The sequence below is a fragment of the Arthrobacter sp. MPF02 genome, from assembly GCF_046605375.1.
Taxonomy (GTDB): domain Bacteria; phylum Actinomycetota; class Actinomycetes; order Actinomycetales; family Micrococcaceae; genus Arthrobacter.
This window is the reverse complement of sequence record NZ_CP176772.1, coordinates 1,610,102-1,626,121: the sequence shown is the minus strand read 5'-3', so window position 1 is coordinate 1,626,121 and position 16,020 is coordinate 1,610,102. Positions and strand designations below refer to the sequence as shown.

The window sequence follows — 16,020 nt, the reverse complement described above, 5'->3', positions numbered from 1 at the left end:
CTGACATAATCACGGCAGGGCAAGATCCAAGACCAGATGATGCGCGGCAGAAACGCGTCATCGTTCACGCGAGGGAGCGTTTAAGTGGCCGATCAGGCAACTGCGCAAGAATTCGACATCCTGGTGCTCGGCGGCGGAAGCGGCGGATACGCCGCCGCGCTGCGGGCGGTACAGCTTGGCTTCACCGTCGGCCTCGTGGAGAAGGCAAAGCTGGGCGGCACCTGCCTCCACAACGGCTGCATCCCCACCAAGGCCCTGCTCCACTCGGCCGAACTGGCCGACCACGCCCGTGACTCCGCCAAGTACGGCGTGAACGTCACCCTCGACGGCATCGACATCACCGCCGTCAACGCGTACAAGGACGGCATTATCGCCGGCAAGTACAAGGGCCTCCAGGGCCTCATCAAGTCCAAGGGCATCACCGTCATCGAAGGTGAGGGCAAGCTGCAGGGCACCGACACCATCGTGGTGAACGGCACCGCCTACAAGGGCAAGAACATCATCCTGGCCACCGGCTCCTACTCCCGCACGCTGCCCGGCCTCGAAATCGGCGGCAAGGTCATCACCTCCGACCAGGCGCTGACCATGGAGTCGATCCCCAAGAGCGCCATCATCCTGGGCGGCGGCGTGATCGGCGTCGAGTTCGCTTCCGTCTGGAAGTCGTTCGGCGTGGACGTCACCATCGTCGAAGGTTTGCCCTCGCTGGTCCCGAACGAGGACGCCACCATCGTCAAGAACTTTGAGCGCGCGTTCAAGAAGCGCGGCATCAAGTTCTCCACCGGTGTTTTCTTCCAGGGTGTCGAGCAGAACGATAACGGCGTCAAGGTCACCCTCGTGGACGGCAAGACGTTCGAGGCCGACCTCCTCCTGGTCGCCGTGGGCCGCGGCCCCGTCACCGCCAACCTCGGTTACGAGGAAGCCGGCATCACCATCGACCGCGGCTTCGTCATCACCAACGAGCGCCTGCACACCGGCGTGGGCAACATCTACGCCGTCGGCGACATCGTCCCGGGCGTCCAGCTGGCCCACCGCGGTTACCAGCAGGGCATCTTCGTGGCCGAGGAGATCGCCGGCCTGAAGCCCGTGATCGTCGAGGACATCAACATCCCCAAGGTCACCTACTCCGAGCCTGAAATCGCCACCGTCGGCTACACCGAAAAGGCCGCCAAGGAGAAGTTCGGCGAAGACCAGGTGCAGACCCAGGAATACAACCTCGCCGGCAACGGCAAGAGCTCCATCCTGGGCACCTCCGGCCTGGTGAAGCTGGTCCGCCAGAAGGACGGCCCCGTGGTGGGCGTCCACATGATCGGTGCCCGCATGGGCGAGCAGGTAGGCGAGGCCCAGCTGATCGTGAACTGGGAAGCCTACCCGGAGGACGTGGCCCAGCTGGTGCACGCCCACCCAACCCAGAACGAGGCCCTGGGCGAAGCCCACCTGGCACTCGCGGGCAAGCCGCTGCACGGCTAGTCTCCCCCAGCACCACCGTGCATGGTGCCCCCGGCACCGCAGACCGGCGGCACCATGCACACCATCAGGCAGCATTCAATCGCACTAAAGATCAATAAGGAGAACGGGGACGACATGTCTGAATCCGTTAACTTGCCCGCCCTCGGTGAGAGCGTCACCGAAGGAACCGTCACCCGCTGGCTCAAGCAGGTAGGTGACCGGGTAGAGGTGGACGAGCCGCTGCTCGAGGTCTCCACCGACAAAGTAGACACTGAAATCCCCTCTCCTGTAGCTGGCGTGATTGAGGAAATCCTGGTCGCTGAAGACGAGACGGCCGAGGTCGGCGCGCCCCTGGTGCGTATCGGTGACGGCTCCGGCGGCGGCTCCGCCGCGGCAGCGGAAGCACCCGCGGCCGCTCCCGCGGAGGAAGCACCGGCACAGGAAGCCCCTGCTGCCGCACCGGCTGAAGAAGCTCCGGCCCAGGAAGCCCCGGCACCTGCCGCCCCCGCTGCCGGCGGCGGTGAAGGCCACGAAGTCACCCTTCCCGCACTGGGCGAGAGCGTCACCGAAGGAACCGTTACCCGCTGGCTCAAGGCCGTTGGCGACTCCGTCGAGGTGGACGAACCCCTGCTCGAGGTCTCCACGGACAAGGTGGACACCGAGATCCCGTCGCCGGTTGCCGGCACGCTCCAGGAAATCCGCGTCAGCGAGGACGAGACCGCCGAGGTCGGTTCCGTCCTGGCCGTCATTGGTTCAGGTGCCGCCGCTGCTTCGGCCGAGGCGCCCGCCCCGGCCGCACCGGCGCAGGAAGCACCCGCTCCTGCCCCCGCCCAGGAAGCCCCGAAGGCTGAAGCTCCCAAGCAGGAAGCTCCTGCCCCGGCTGCAGCTCCGGCCCCCGCGCCGCAGGCTGCTCCGGCTCCGGCAGCACCGTCGGCCCCGCAGACCGCGCCGGCAGCAGCAGGCGCCGAGTCCGGCTACGTGACCCCGCTGGTCCGCAAGCTTGCCAACCAGCACGGCGTGGACATCGCGTCGCTGTCGGGCACCGGCGTCGGCGGCCGAATCCGCAAGCAGGACGTCATCGCCGCTGCCGAAGCGAAGGCGGCACCTGCCGCCGCTGCTCCGGCCGCCTCCGCACCTTCCGCGGCTGCCCCTGCAGCCTCCGCCGCAGCGTCCTCGCTCCGCGGCACCACCCAGAAGGCACCGCGCATCCGGCAGGTCATTGCCCGCCGCATGCGTGAATCCCTCGAAATCTCCACCCAGCTGACCCAGGTCCACGAAGTGGACATGACCAAGATCGCCAAGCTGCGTGCCCGGGCCAAGAACACTTTCCAGGCCCAGAACGGCACCAAGCTGACGTTCCTGCCGTTCATCGCCAAGGCGGTGGCCGAAGCGCTCAAGCAGCACCCCAAGCTCAACGCTGCGTACGACGAGGACAAGCAGGAGATCACCTACCACAATGCCGAGCACCTGGCCATCGCCGTTGACACGGACAAGGGCCTGCTGGTCCCGGTCATCTCCGATGCCGGCAACCTGAACCTTGCCGGCCTGGCGGGCAAGATCGCGGACGTCGCAGCACGCACCCGTGACGGCAAGATCGGCCCGGACGAGCTGTCCGGCGGTACCTTCAGCATCACCAACATCGGCTCGGTGGGCGCCCTGTTCGACACCCCGATCATCAACCAGCCGCAGGTGGGTATCCTCGGCACCGGCGCCATCGTCAAGCGCGCCGTTGTGGTGTCGGATGAGAACGGTGACGACTCGATCGCCATCCGCTCCATGATGTACCTGTCCCTGACGTACGACCACCGCCTGGTGGACGGCGCGGACGCCGGCCGCTTCCTCCAGACCCTCAAGGCCCGCCTCGAAGAGGGCGCCTTCGAGGCGGACCTCGGACTGTAACAGCCGGCCACGGACGACGGCGGTGCGCGCCAACGGTGGGAAGCCCACCTGCGGCGCGTGCCGCCGTCGTTTTTGTAACCAGCAGCCGCCCATGCATCCGGGCCCCTACTACGGGCTGTAGAACTACTGGCTAGACTGGTTCCATGAACATCCTCTACAACATTGTGGTTTTCCTGCACATCGTCGGCGCGGCCATGATCGTGGGCATCTGGATCGGGCAGATGAAGAAGCCCACCGTCCACCCACGGCAGTTCGACGGAGCCATGACGCAACTCCTGACGGGCGTGGTCCTGATGGGCCTCATCCCTGCGCTGGACATGGACGCCAACTACGCCAAGCTGGGCATCAAGCTGGTCATCGCCGTGGTTGTTGGCGTCCTGGCGTTTATCGGCCGCCGGAAGTACAAGGCGGGAGAGGCGGTCAGCCCGGGCCTGGCACACGCGGTGGGCGGCCTGGCGCTGCTGAACATTGCCATCGCAACCATCTGGAACTGACGCAGCACACAGTTACCCGGGGCTACGGAGTCATAATCCACCAGCAGCGGACGCCGGATGCACGCCTCCGGTGAAGTCCCTAGGATGGAAGACGGCGGGGCCTGGCAGCAGCCGGCCCCGGTAACACATCGATTTGAGGAGTGGACATGGCAGCAACACGCACCGCACACACCGTCTGGAACGGCGACCTGATGTCGGGCTCGGGTAACACCACGCTCGACAGCTCCGGCCTGGGAACCTACGACGTCACCTGGAAGGCGCGCACCGAGGCTGCCAACGGCAAGACCAGCCCCGAGGAACTGATCGCCGCCGCCCACTCCGCCTGCTTCTCCATGGCCTTCAGCCACGCGCTGGCCCAGGCCGGGCACGCACCGGAAGAGGTCAACACCAAGGCTGACGTCACTTTCGTTCCCGGGACCGGGATCACCGGCAGCCACCTGACCATGTCCGCAAAGATCCCCGGCATCTCCGAGGAGGAGTTCCAGAAGATCGCGGCCGAAGCCAAGGTGGGCTGCCCGGTTTCGGGCGCCCTGGCCAGCATCGACATCACCCTGGACGCCACGCTGCAGTCCTGATCCGGCTGCCGCCGGACACCAAAGGCCATCCCCGGCCGGAGTTTATCCGGCCAGGGAGGGCCTTTTCCGTTCCGGCTGGAGCCCTAGCTCCCCTGAGGGCGGGCAGGAAGCGGGGCCGGACGCAGCCGCCGGTACCCTTCGCGGGCCGGTGGGCGGTCAGTGGGCAGTTCCTGGATCATCTCCTTCAGCGCGCCGATGCCGTACTCCAGCTGCGGGTCCCGCCCTGCTGCGTAGGCGTGCGGCGGGAAGGTCACCTCAATGTCCGGGTCCACGCCGTGGTTTTCTACGCTCCAACCCACGCCGCCGCTGAACCAGTTGGCATACCGCGGCTGGGTGACACCGGTGCCGTCAGCCAGCGAGAACCTGTTGTCGATGCCCACCACACCGCCCCATGTCCGGGTGCCGATAACGGGACCGATCCCCCGCAGCTTGGAAACCTGGGTGATGATGTCGCCGTCCGAGCCGGCAAACTCGTCGGCGAGGACAACCACCGGGCCCCGCGGCGCGTGGTGCGGGTAGGTGCGGGGTTTCTCCCCGCGCGGCATGCTCCAGCCCGTCACCTTGCGCCCGATCAGTTCAGCCACCAGCTGCGACGTATGGCCGCCGCGGTTCCGCCGCACGTCCACGATGAGTCCGTCCAGCGCCGTCTCCGTGTCCAGGTCGCGGTGCAGCTGGGCCCAGCCGTTGGCCATCATGTCCGGAACGTGCAGGTAGCCGAACGTTCCGCCCGAGGCTTCCCGGACGGTCCGGCGGTTGGCGGCAACCCACTCCTGGTACCGCAGGCGTTCCTCATCCTTGACAGGCACGACGGCGACACGGCGGCGGGTGCCCGCCGCCCCGCCGTGTCCCGGCCCGTTGAGCAGGGTCAGCTCGACGGCGCGGCCCGCCGACCCCACCAGCTGCATTGCCGGGGTTACGGACGCGGAGAGCGGGACGCCGTCAATGGCCAGCAGGATGTCGCCGGCCTTCGCATCGACGCCGGGCCGGGCGAGGGGCGGGTCAGCCAGCGGATCGGAGGATTCGCCGGCCAGGATACGGGTAATTTCCCACCCGGCCGCGGTGTGGGACAGGTCTGCTCCGAGCCGTCCCTGGCCCTGGCTGCCGTTCTCCGTTACCGGCGCCGGTCGGACATACGCATGAGAGGTACCCAGCTCACCGTGCATCTCCCAGAGGAGGTCCACCAGGTCGTCGTGCGAGCCGAGGCGGTCCACCAGGGGGCGGTAGCGCCGGTGCACTGACTCCCAGTCCTGGCCGGCCATGTCCTCGGCCCAGAAGAAGTCCCGCTGCAGCCGCCATGCTTCGTCAAAGGCCTGGCCCCAGACGCTGAGCGGATCCATCATCACCCGGATCCGGCCGAGATCCACCTTGACGAGCTTTCCGGACTCTTCGTCTGCCTTGGCGTCGGAGGGGACGGCGGTGACCTGCTTGTCGTTAACCAGTACCACGGTTGCCCTGTCGCCCGAGAGGCGGTAGCTGTCCAGCGCCTCCACGAGCGTGGATTTCTTCCGCCGGCCAAGGTCGTAACGGACAAGGCCGGGACGGGTGTCCTTGTCCTCCTGGCTCGCCTTGCCGTCGCCGGTGACACCGGCGAGGGGACGGTCCAGCCACAGCAGGGCTCCGTCCGTCGCTTCCAGCGACGTGTAGTTACCACGGGGCACCGGGACGCTGATGACGCGGTGGGCAAGCCCGTCCCGGTCAACCACCACCTCCGGGGACGATTCCTGCCTGCCCTCGTCCTGCCCGCCGGCGGGTGCCCCGTCGCCGTCCGGGGCGGCCGACGGGCCGAAGGGCGACGGCGTCCCTGCGGCGAGTGCCACAAGGTACGGCTTGATGGGGCTGGGAAAGGACAGGTCGAACGAGTGGCCGTCGTACACGGGGTCGAAGCTGCGGTTGGACAGGAAGGCGAGGTACTTGCCGTCAGGGGTGAAGGCCGGTGACGTGTCGCAGAACCGTCCGTCGGTGACGTCAACGGGGTCCGCGCCCGGTTCCCCGACGTTCGCCATCCGAAGCCTGCTGCGCGAGCCAAAGGAGGTGACTGGCTCGGACCACGCCAGCCACCGTGAATCCGGAGACCAGGCCAGGTCCTCAATGGTGCCCTCGCCAATGCTGGCCAGAAGACCCACGTCCCCTGTCCGGCTGTCCACCAGCTGCACCTCGCCGAAGGACGTGCCTGCCGCCACCCAGCGCCCGTCCGGGCTGGTTTCCAGGGAGCTCGCGCGCGACGACAGCGGAACCACAACTGCCGCTTCCGCTACAGACCGGGCGTCCGTGGCGGACGCAGCACCCTCCGGAGCAACGTCCGCCTGGCCGGCACCCGCTGCTTGGCCGGCGTGCTGCCCGTCGGCCGGAACAAAGGCAGCACCCCCGGCCAGGACGGCAGCCCCGGCAGCCGGGACGGGCTGCGGCAGGAGTGGAGCGTCGGCTGCGTCGGCTTCGGTTGCGGGCGTGCCTGCAGCCTGGACGGAGTCCTTTCCGGAAGCGGCGGGGGCGGTGTGCGGCACCGGTGCCACAATGTCCCGGATGTGCAGGGCCTCGACACCGCCGTGGTCGGCAATGTAGGCGATCCTGCCGTCGGCCAGCGGCCTGGGCAGGCGGCCGCGGACGCCGGGCGTTGCCTCGATGATCCGGGAGGGACCGTCTTTGTGGCGCAGCCAGTGGATGGTGCCGTGCGCCTCCACCGCGCTGGCGGTACCGGCAGTATCCGGCACCACTGCGCCCAGGTGCTTTGCAACCTTCAGGAGGGCGGGCCGGCGGGACTGCGAGGCGGAACCCAGCGTGATGTCCAGGCGCACGGCGTCCAAGCCAAGGTCATGCAGGACCCACAGCTCACCGGCGGACTCAAAGATGACGCGCTTCCCATCGGTGGCGGCGTGACGGACGTAGAAGTCCCCATGGTCCGTGTGCCGGCGCAGGTCCTTCCCGTCGGGAAGGACCGAGTAAAGGTTCCCATAGCCCTCATGGTCGGACAGGAAGGCGATGCGGCCGTCCACCCACATGGGATCTGCGAGGTTGCCGTCAAGGTCGGGCAGCAGGCGCTCGAACTCCCCGTTGCCGTCCGTGTCGATCCATAGTTTCCCGGCGGTGCCGCCCCGGTACCGCTTCCACCACGCGGGTTCGCGGGACAGTACGCTGCCTACCACCACAGGCCGTTCGTCCCCTACTTCCGGGCCGAAGGCCACCGATTCCACGGGTCCAAACGGCAGCTCTTCGGCCCACCCGCCTTCCACCGGAACGCTGTAGGCGTGCTTGTGCCGGCTCTCGGCCTGCCGGAAGGCACTGGTCACCAGGACCGCCCCACCGGCCGTGAAGCCCTTGACCCGGGTGGTGCTGTGCCCGAAGTACGTCAACTGCCGGTAGTTCCCGCCGTCGACGTCCGCAGCCACCACTTCCGGCGCCGTTCCCTGTACCACCGTCCAGACCAGCTTCTTTCCGTCAGGGGTGAAGCGGGGGTTGCGGGCGGGCAGCTGCAGCGAGGAGACGCGCCAGGCGCGGCCCCCGCCGAGGGGCGCGATCCACACGTCGTCCTCGGCCACGAATGTGACCAGATCGCCGTGCAGATGCGGGAAACGTAAGTAGCTCGAAGAGGTCATCGTTCGATCATAGTCAACCGTCCTGCGGCCCTGCGGGAGGTTCCAAAGCACGGGTCCGTGGTGAGATAGACCATGCGCATCGTCATCGCAGGAGCCTCCGGCCTGCTCGGCACCTCCATGTCCGAAACCTTCCGGAACGGCGGACACGACGTCGTCTCCCTGGTGCGCCGCGGGGCGGCCTCAGCGGATGAAATCAGCTGGGACCCGGCGGCCGGGCGGCTGGACCCCGGCGCCCTCGCCGGGGCGGACGCCGTCGTCAATCTATCAGGCGCCGGCATCGGGGACCGGCCGTGGACACGGAAGCGCGTGGAGGAACTGTTCAGCTCGCGTGTGGGCCCCACCAAAACGCTTGCCAACGCCATGCGGCAGTTGGACGTTCCCCCCGCGGTCTTCATCAGCCAGTCCGGTTCCGGGTACTACGGCGACGCCGGAAACACCGTCCTGCGGGAGCCGGCGCCTGCAGGATCAGGCGTCCTGTCCCGTATCTGCGTGGAGTGGGAGGCCGCTGCAGCCGGCGTTCCCGCGGGGGTGCGGCTGGTGGTTCCACGCACCGGTGTGGTGTTCAGCCGCACCGGTGGGGCCCTGGGCCGGCTGCTTCCGTTGCTGAAGCTCGGCGTTGGCGGACCCCTCGGCAACGGCAGGCAATTCTGGCCGTGGGTCACACTGCCCGACGTTTCCGCTGCGTTCCTCTTCCTGTTGGAATCAGGGATCAGCGGGCCGGTCAACCTCTGCGCTCCGGAAGATGCGGATGTCAACGCCATCGTTGCTGCCCTGGCCCGCGCCCTGCACCGTCCGGCCGTGCTGAGGGTTCCGGCGCCGGTGCTCCGGCTGGTGATGCGCAACCTGGCCGAGGAATTGCTGCTGTCGAGCCAGCGGATGGAACCGGCAGTCCTGGCCGCTGCCGGTTTCAGGTGGCGGCATCCAACTTTGGCGGCTGCGGCACAGTGGGTGGCAGGCAGGGAAGGCGCGGACGCGCTCAGTTGACAAGTGTCCCACGCTGCGGTCACTACCCCGGGAGGATCTCGCTGATCCGCCACGCCCCGTCCACGGACACCAGGACCAGCCGGAGGGGCCGGCCGGCATCGGCCGCCCCCGTGGCCACCACAGACCCCCGGGCATCCAGTTCCTGGTAGGCGGACGTAGCGGCGGTAGCACGGACTACTGCCCGGTCAGCGGTAGCCCCGTCCTCGGTGTCCACGCCGGAGAGCGTGCTCGAGAGACCGCCCAGCACCAGGCCGGCACCGCGCAGCCGGTCTGCGGTCCGTTTGTCCGCTTCCGCGGCCGGCGACCCTGCGGCGTTCACCTCTTCCAGGAGGTCAAGCTTTCCGCTGGTGAAAGCCAGGTCCCGCAGGGCTGCAAGTCCGGCCAGCGCGCGGGCAGGATTTTCGTCCGAAGCCTGCACGCGGGCAGCCCCGGCGGCCTCTGCCGCTGCTGCCGGCGCTTCCGTGGCCGCCGGCGGCGCTCCCGTGGACGCGTTTGCATTGCCCATGGCAGACGGCAGCGGGTCAAGCGTTCCCGCGAGCCCCCAGAGAGCCGCTGCGGCGGCCAGTACCGCCAAAGCAGGAAGGGCCCAACGCAGCGCTTTTCCGCCCATCACAAAAGGGCCGGGTTTCAGCGCGTGTTTCCCGTGGGCGGGGGCGTCCCCGGCTGCGGGAAACGGGAGCCGGAGCGCGCGCTGTCCACCGGCAGTGTGGAGGCGCCGGCGACAGCCGGCGAGTTTCTCCCCAACGCCTAGCTTTTGGTTCATTCTGTCCAGAGCGGACGACGGCGCCACGTGCCTGCGCGTCACAAGTTCCGGCATGACGGTGGGATGGACGGCAGCAGCCAGGTCCAGCGGACGGGGTGGTGCGCTGCGGTAGACAGCAGTGGCCAAAGCAGCCGCGGTGGGGCGAAGCCGCCGGTCTTCGGCGAGCCCGGATTCAAGGGCAGCCGCCAGGTCCCTGGGAACCTCCGGGACGAGCAGGGTGAGCGGGGGGCGGTCTGCCGTCCGCGCGGGTGCTTCCCCGGTGAGGCAGTACCAGCCGAGGGCGGCGGCCGAGTAGACATCACGTTCCGGCTGCAGCCCGGCCCGCACCGCGTCCACAGGGGCGGGATCCAGGAAACCGGCCGTTCCCCAACTTTCAGGCCGCCCGGCCTCACCTGCCATCCTGGCAATGCCGACATCGGACAGCAGGGGTTTGCCCTGGCCGGTGAACAGAACATTGCCCGGGGACACGTCCGCGTGGGTGAAGCCGTTGGTATGCAGGTAACCCAGCGCCTGGGCGATGGGGGTCAGCACCGTGACCGTCTCCCCCACGCTGAGCCTCCCACGGGCGGCAATGAGGTCCGCGAGGGAGCCCCCGGAGGCGTAGTCCATCACCAGGGCGGCGCCCCCGGTACCTCCTTCATACCGGACGGCCTGGTGTGCCTTCACCAGGTGCTCGTGGTTAAGGACCGAGAGGATGCGGATTTCGCGCCGGATCGCCTCATCCTCCAGGCCTTCACTGCCATGGGCACCGCCAGGTCCTCCGCGGAAACACTTCAGCGCGACTTTGCGTCCCGTGCGCTGCTCTTCTGCCAACCATACCGAAGCGGTGCCACCCTCGCCCAGCAGGCGCCCCACGTTGTACCCGGAAACCGCTGGAGCCTTCGCATCTTCCATCCCCTATGTCTAGCCGAATCCGCCCCGGCCTGCAGAAGTTATCCACAGGTACCCGCCGCGCGCCTGTCACACCCGTGGAGAGTGGTGAGCTTAAGCACTAAACCCGGCCGGAAGCGCTCCAAGGTCTAAGCTGGAGGGCATGACTCTTGAGTTTTCAAGGCTCGGTCTCGCCCCTGACTATGTCGACTACCAGCAGGCCTGGGACACCCAGCGCGAACTGCACGGCAAAGTGCTCGCGGGTGAAGCGCCGAGCACGGTGCTGCTGTTGGAGCACGCTGCCGTATACACAGCCGGCAAGCTCACCGAAGACCACGAGCGGCCATTCGACGGCACGCCCGTGGTTGCCGTGGACCGCGGTGGAAAGCTCACCTGGCACGGTCCCGGACAGCTGATCGCCTACCCCATCCTGAGATTGAAGAACCGCTCCGGTATCCGTGACTATGTTGAGCGGCTGGAAGCCATCATGATCGCCGTCATGGCGGACTATGGCATCAAGGCAGAACGCATCAAGGGCCGGGCCGGTGTCTGGATCAAGGCCGATGAAAAAGGCCCGGACCGTAAAATCGCCGCTATCGGCATCCGCGTCCTGAACGGCGTCACCATGCACGGGATCGCCATCAACTGCAGCAATGACCTCGCGCCTTACGCCCAGATCATTGCCTGCGGAATTACAGATGCCGGGGTGACCACCATGTCCCTGGAAACCGGACGGGACATCCGTCCCGCCCTTATCGTCGACCGCATTGTGGAAGAGTTCCGCAAGCATGAAGAAGCACTCGTTTCAAGCCCCGAAGGAGCTCTCCTGTGACATTGGCACCTGAAGGCCGGAAGATGCTGCGGATCGAGCAGCGCAACGCCGCTGTCCCGGTGGAGCGCAAGCCGGAGTGGATCAAGGCCAAGGTCCAGATGGGCCCGGAGTTCGTCGGGCTGAAGAACCTGGTCAAAAAAGAAGGCCTGCACACCGTCTGCGAAGAAGCCGGCTGCCCCAACATCTTCGAATGCTGGGAAGACAAGGAAGCCACCTTCCTGATCGGCGGCTCCGAATGCACCCGCCGCTGCGACTTCTGCCAGATCGACACCGGCAAACCCTCACCCCTGGACCGGTTCGAACCCACCAAGGTGGCCCGCTCCGTGCAGTCCATGCAGCTGCGGTACGCCACCGTCACCGGCGTCGCCCGCGACGACCTCGAAGACGAAGGCACCTGGCTCTACGCCGAAACCGTCCGCAAGATCCACGAACTGAACCCCGGCACCGGCGTCGAACTGCTCATCCCCGACTTCTCCGGCAACCCCGACCACATCAGGGCGATCTGCGACTCCAAACCCGAAGTCTTCGCCCACAACGTCGAAACCGTCCCCCGCATCTTCAAACGGATCCGGCCCGCGTTCCGCTACGAACGCTCCCTGGACGTCATCACCCAGGGCCGCAACCACGGCATGGTCACCAAATCCAACCTCATCCTGGGCATGGGCGAAACCCGAGCAGAAATCTCAGAAGCCCTCCAAGACCTCCACCAGGCCGGGTGCGACCTGATCACCATCACCCAGTACCTGCGCCCCTCCGAACGGCACCTGCCCGTGGACCGCTGGGTTAAACCCCAGGAATTCCTGGACCTGCAGCACGAAGCCGAAGAAATCGGCTTCCTCGGCGTCATGTCCGGGCCCCTGGTCCGCTCCTCCTACCGCGCGGGCCGGCTCTGGGCCACCGCCATGCGCAAAAAAGGCCGCGACATCCCCGCCGAACTCGCCCACATCGCCGACGGCATCCAGGACTCCGGCACCACCCGCCAGGAAGCCAGCAGCGTGCTGGCGGCGCACTCCTAGCAGCGGCTTTTGCCGGCATGCGCCAGTGCCTCCGAGGGCCGGCACCGGAACTGTCCGGCGTCCGGCCCTCAGCCTTTAGTCACGTAGAATTGAGGCACTATGGCGAAATCCCCTGATTCCAGCAATTCCAATCCCGCGGGCTCCAGCGCGGTGAAGCGTGGCCTCTTTTCGCGTAAGCCGAAAGAAGCCAAGCCCAAGAAGCCGAGCCGGCTCAAGCAGATCGGTGAAGTCTTCACCATGACGCGCCGCCACGACCCCATGGTTCCGTGGCTGATGCTGCTGGTGTTCCTCGGCGTCGTGGCTGTCAGCTTCCTGGTGGGATTCTGGCTGGACAACTGGATCACGGGCCTGATCATCGGCATTCCGCTCGGCCTGCTGGGCGCCACGCTGATCCTTTCGCGCCGCGCCGAACGGGCCGCTTTCGCCCAGATTGAAAACCAGCCCGGCGCCTCCGGCGCCGCCCTGGGAACCCTCCGCCGCGGCTGGATCACCGAGGAGCAGCCTGTTGCCGTGAACCCGCGCACGCAGGACGCCGTGTTCCGGGCCATCGGACGTCCCGGCGTCGTTCTTGTCAGCGAAGGGCCCACGCACCGGGTCAAGCCGCTGCTCGACGCCGAGCGCAAGCGCCTCGCCCGCATCCTGCCCAACGTCACGGTGCACGTGATTGAAAGCGGCCGCGGCGAGGGCCAGGTGCCGCTGAGCCAGGTGGCCAAAAAGATGGGCAAGCTGAAGAAGGAACTGACCAAGCTTGAGGTGAACGCCGTCTCGAAGCGCATCGCAGCGCTGGGGAACCGGCTTCCCATCCCCAAGGGCATAGACCCCTACAAGGCCCGTCCCAACCGCGGACGCTAGGCCTCGAAGACGCCCCGGTTCCGGCCCCGCCGGCCCGGGGCGTTTCCATGCACCATCCCGAACCGCCGCCCAAGATTTCAGGACAGGACTTATGCCGCTCAAGACCCTCGTCATCCGCGCGTTCCGGATCCTCGCCATCGCCGAAGCAATCAGCTGGGCCGCCCTGCTGGCGGGTATGTACTTCAAGTGGATCGCCGGTACCACCGAACTTGGAGTTCAGGTGGCCGGCCCCATTCACGGCGCCCTGTTTGTGGGATACGGCGTCGCGGCGCTTGCCCTGTGGCGGCTGCAGCGCTGGCCGTTCGCGGTGGCACTGTTTGCCGGCGTCTCCGCGGTCTTCCCGTTTGCAACGATCCTGTTCGAACGCTGGGCGGGCAAGCGCGGCTACCTCAGCGGAGCCTCCGCCCGCGAGGACGAACCGGCGGTGGAGGCAAGCCGCGTCTAGCGGCGCTCCCTAAATGCGGATCAGCACGGTGTTCATGGCCTTGTCATGAAGGCCGCGCTGGTCCGGGTCGAAGATCACGGCCGGGATCACCAGGCAAAGCAGCACAGCCCTCACCAATGCCGCGAGCGGTCCGGGATTTCCCCCGCCCCGCTTGACCACCGCGATTCCCATGGCCCGGTGTCCGATGCTGTACCCGAGCGTGCCCACCAGGAGAACCTGTTCCGCGGCGAACACGGCCAGGGTGGCCCAGGAATTGCCGCCAAAAGCAAAGTTGCTGATCAACAGCGCGATGGTCCAGTCAATCGTGATCGCAACGATGCGACGGCCGGCCCGGGCAATCGAGCCAGGACCCGATTCGGGCAGACCCAGCCGCTCCCCCGGATACTTCGAAACACCGGATGTGTCCGGTCCGCTGAGCCACGAGCCAATGTCTTTGCGATCTACCACCGTCCAAGCTTACCGACCGCCGGGCAGGGACGTCCGCCCACATCCCGGATGGAGGTCGACCACACTGTGGACGGCCGATAGCGTTGCCTTAGCAGGGCATTCTGTAACCTGCCCGAAACAATGCGGACACGGACGGGAAATGCCGCGTCCATAGGCTGTTGGCAGTTTCAAGCGATACCTCCGGCAGGGAAAACCTTGAGTTCTCCCTGCTTTCGGATTGCGCTGGCTCAGATGGCTTGCACGCCAGATATTACATATGCGTTAGGAGCATAGATGTTCAAGACTGCGGACGAAGTCCTCAAGTTCATCAAGGACGAAGATATTAAGTTCGTCGATATCCGCTTCACCGATCTTCCGGGCGTCCAGCAGCACTTCAACGTCCCCGCCAAGAGCGTTGATGCCGACTTCTTCATCAACGGCCAGCTCTTCGACGGTTCCTCCATCCGCGGCTTCCAGGGCATCGCTGAATCAGACATGCAGCTGATCCCGGACGTCACCACCGCGTACCTGGACACCTTCCGCATGGAGAAGACCCTCGCGCTGAACTTCTCAATCGTCAACCCCCGCACCGGCGACCCCTACCACCGCGATCCCCGCGGCGTTGCCGAAAAGGCCGAGGCCTACCTGGCTGCCAGCGGCATCGCCGACACCGCGTTCTTCGCTCCCGAGGCTGAGTTCTTCGTCTTCGACAACGTCCAGTACCAGTCCTCCCCGCAGGGCAGCTTCTACAAGATCGACTCCGAAGAGGCTTACTGGAACACCGGCCGCGAGGAAGAGGGCGGCAACCTGGGCTACAAGACCCCCGTCAAGGGCGGCTACTTCCCGGTCTCCCCCACCGACAAGCAGGCCGACCTGCGCGACGCCATGTGCGTTGCCCTGGACGAGGCCGGCCTCGAGGTTGAGCGCAGCCACCACGAAGTGGGTTCCGCCGGCCAGGCAGAAATCAACTACAAGTTCACCACGCTCACCCACGCTGCCGATGACCTGCAAAAGTTCAAGTACGTCATCAAGAACACCGCAGACGCCTGGGGCAAGTCCGTGACCTTTATGCCGAAGCCGGTCTTCGGCGACAACGGCTCCGGCATGCACTGCCACCAGTCCCTGTGGAACAACGGCCAGCCGCTGTTCTACGACGAGAAGGGCTACGCCGGCCTGTCCGACACCGCCCGCTGGTACATCGGCGGCCTGCTGAAGCACGCTTCCGCCGTCCTGGCCTTCACCAACCCCACGGTGAACTCCTACCGCCGCCTGGTCAAGGGCTTCGAGGCTCCGGTCAACATGGTGTACTCGCAGGGCAACCGCTCCGCCGGTATCCGCATCCCCATCACGGGCAGCAACCCGAAGGCCAAGCGCATCGAGTTCCGCGCACCGGACCCCTCCTCCAACCCGTACCTGGCCTTCGCTGCCCAGCTGATGGCCGGACTGGACGGCATCCGCAACCGCATTGAACCCCCGGCTCCCATCGACAAGGACCTTTACGAGCTCCCCGCCGAGGAAGCCAAGGACATCCCCAAGGCTCCGGGCACGCTCGAGGAAGCCCTGGAGGCCCTGCGCGAGGACAACGAGTTCCTGCAGGCCGGCGGTGTGTTCACCCAGGACCTGATTGACACCTGGATCGAGTACAAGTACGAGAACGAGATCCGTCCGCTGTCCCTGCGCCCGAACCCCTACGAGTTCGAGCTGTACTACGGCGTCTAGTCTCTTGTCCTGAGACTGCCAAGGCGGCCACCGGTGATCCGGTGGCCGCCTTTTGCATGTCCCCGCAACTGCTGGAGCTTTTTCGCCCGCAGGCTCGCCCGTAAGAAGG

Annotated in this window: 13 protein-coding genes; 10 read left to right on the top strand and 3 right to left on the bottom strand. The window is 66.7% G+C overall.

Going from position 1 to position 16,020, the window contains the following annotated elements:
* Positions 1 to 84: 84 nt before the first annotated feature.
* From lpdA to ACLH0K_RS07615, 4 genes are all read left to right on the top strand, one after another.
* Entirely contained in the window at positions 85 to 1,467 is a 1,383-nt protein-coding gene (gene lpdA, locus ACLH0K_RS07630; RefSeq protein WP_411376188.1) for a dihydrolipoyl dehydrogenase, read from the top strand.
* Between the two features lie 114 nt (positions 1,468 to 1,581).
* A complete protein-coding gene (gene sucB / locus ACLH0K_RS07625) occupies positions 1,582 to 3,345 on the top strand; it encodes a 2-oxoglutarate dehydrogenase, E2 component, dihydrolipoamide succinyltransferase (protein ID WP_411376187.1) in 1,764 nt (587 codons plus the stop codon).
* 143 nt (positions 3,346 to 3,488) lie between these two features.
* On the top strand, positions 3,489 to 3,839 hold the full coding sequence (locus ACLH0K_RS07620) for a hypothetical protein (RefSeq protein WP_411376186.1): 351 nt from the start codon (positions 3,489 to 3,491) through the stop codon (positions 3,837 to 3,839).
* Between the two features lie 146 nt (positions 3,840 to 3,985).
* Complete coding sequence (locus ACLH0K_RS07615; RefSeq protein WP_138136068.1) at positions 3,986 to 4,414, top strand: OsmC family protein; 429 nt, start codon at positions 3,986 to 3,988, stop codon at positions 4,412 to 4,414.
* 83 nt (positions 4,415 to 4,497) lie between these two features.
* Here ACLH0K_RS07615 and ACLH0K_RS07610 read toward each other — a convergent pair whose 3' ends face one another.
* A complete protein-coding gene (locus ACLH0K_RS07610) occupies positions 4,498 to 8,004 on the bottom strand; it encodes a S41 family peptidase (protein WP_411376185.1) in 3,507 nt (1,168 codons plus the stop codon).
* Positions 8,005 to 8,076: 72 nt separating this feature from the next.
* Between ACLH0K_RS07610 and ACLH0K_RS07605 the strand changes: the two genes are divergently transcribed.
* Positions 8,077 to 8,988, top strand: a complete 912-nt coding sequence (locus ACLH0K_RS07605; RefSeq protein ID WP_411376184.1) for a TIGR01777 family oxidoreductase — start codon at positions 8,077 to 8,079, stop codon at positions 8,986 to 8,988.
* A 22-nt stretch (positions 8,989 to 9,010) separates the two neighbouring features.
* Here ACLH0K_RS07605 and ACLH0K_RS07600 read toward each other — a convergent pair whose 3' ends face one another.
* The gene (locus tag ACLH0K_RS07600) at positions 9,011 to 10,645 is read right to left on the bottom strand and encodes a serine/threonine-protein kinase (protein ID WP_411376183.1); all 1,635 of its coding nucleotides are present in this window, start codon (positions 10,643 to 10,645) and stop codon (positions 9,011 to 9,013) included.
* 139 nt (positions 10,646 to 10,784) lie between these two features.
* On the opposite strand from ACLH0K_RS07600, the gene lipB reads away from it, so the two are divergent.
* From lipB to ACLH0K_RS07580, 4 genes are all read left to right on the top strand, one after another.
* Entirely contained in the window at positions 10,785 to 11,453 is a 669-nt protein-coding gene (lipB, locus tag ACLH0K_RS07595) for a lipoyl(octanoyl) transferase LipB (RefSeq protein WP_411376182.1), read from the top strand.
* Positions 11,450 to 12,469 carry a lipoyl synthase gene (lipA, locus tag ACLH0K_RS07590; protein ID WP_411376181.1) on the top strand — a complete coding sequence of 340 codons (1,020 nt, stop codon included), beginning with the start codon at positions 11,450 to 11,452 and terminating at the stop codon, positions 12,467 to 12,469. The genes lipB and lipA overlap by 4 nt, the downstream gene beginning before the upstream one ends.
* A gap of 99 nt (positions 12,470 to 12,568) precedes the next feature.
* Positions 12,569 to 13,321, top strand: coding sequence for a DUF4191 domain-containing protein (locus ACLH0K_RS07585; protein ID WP_411376180.1), 753 nt, complete (start codon positions 12,569 to 12,571; stop codon positions 13,319 to 13,321).
* 91 nt (positions 13,322 to 13,412) lie between these two features.
* Entirely contained in the window at positions 13,413 to 13,766 is a 354-nt protein-coding gene (locus ACLH0K_RS07580; protein ID WP_411376179.1) for a DUF3817 domain-containing protein, read from the top strand.
* A 9-nt stretch (positions 13,767 to 13,775) separates the two neighbouring features.
* On the opposite strand, the gene ACLH0K_RS07575 is transcribed toward ACLH0K_RS07580, so the two are convergent.
* Positions 13,776 to 14,213: an RDD family protein gene (locus ACLH0K_RS07575; RefSeq protein WP_411376178.1), complete on the bottom strand. Its 438-nt coding sequence runs from the start codon at positions 14,211 to 14,213 to the stop codon at positions 13,776 to 13,778.
* Positions 14,214 to 14,486: 273 nt separating this feature from the next.
* Between ACLH0K_RS07575 and glnA the strand changes: the two genes are divergently transcribed.
* Positions 14,487 to 15,911 (top strand): type I glutamate--ammonia ligase, encoded by a 1,425-nt coding sequence (gene glnA, locus ACLH0K_RS07570; protein WP_411376177.1) that lies wholly within the window; start codon positions 14,487 to 14,489, stop codon positions 15,909 to 15,911.
* Positions 15,912 to 16,020 lie beyond the last annotated feature (109 nt).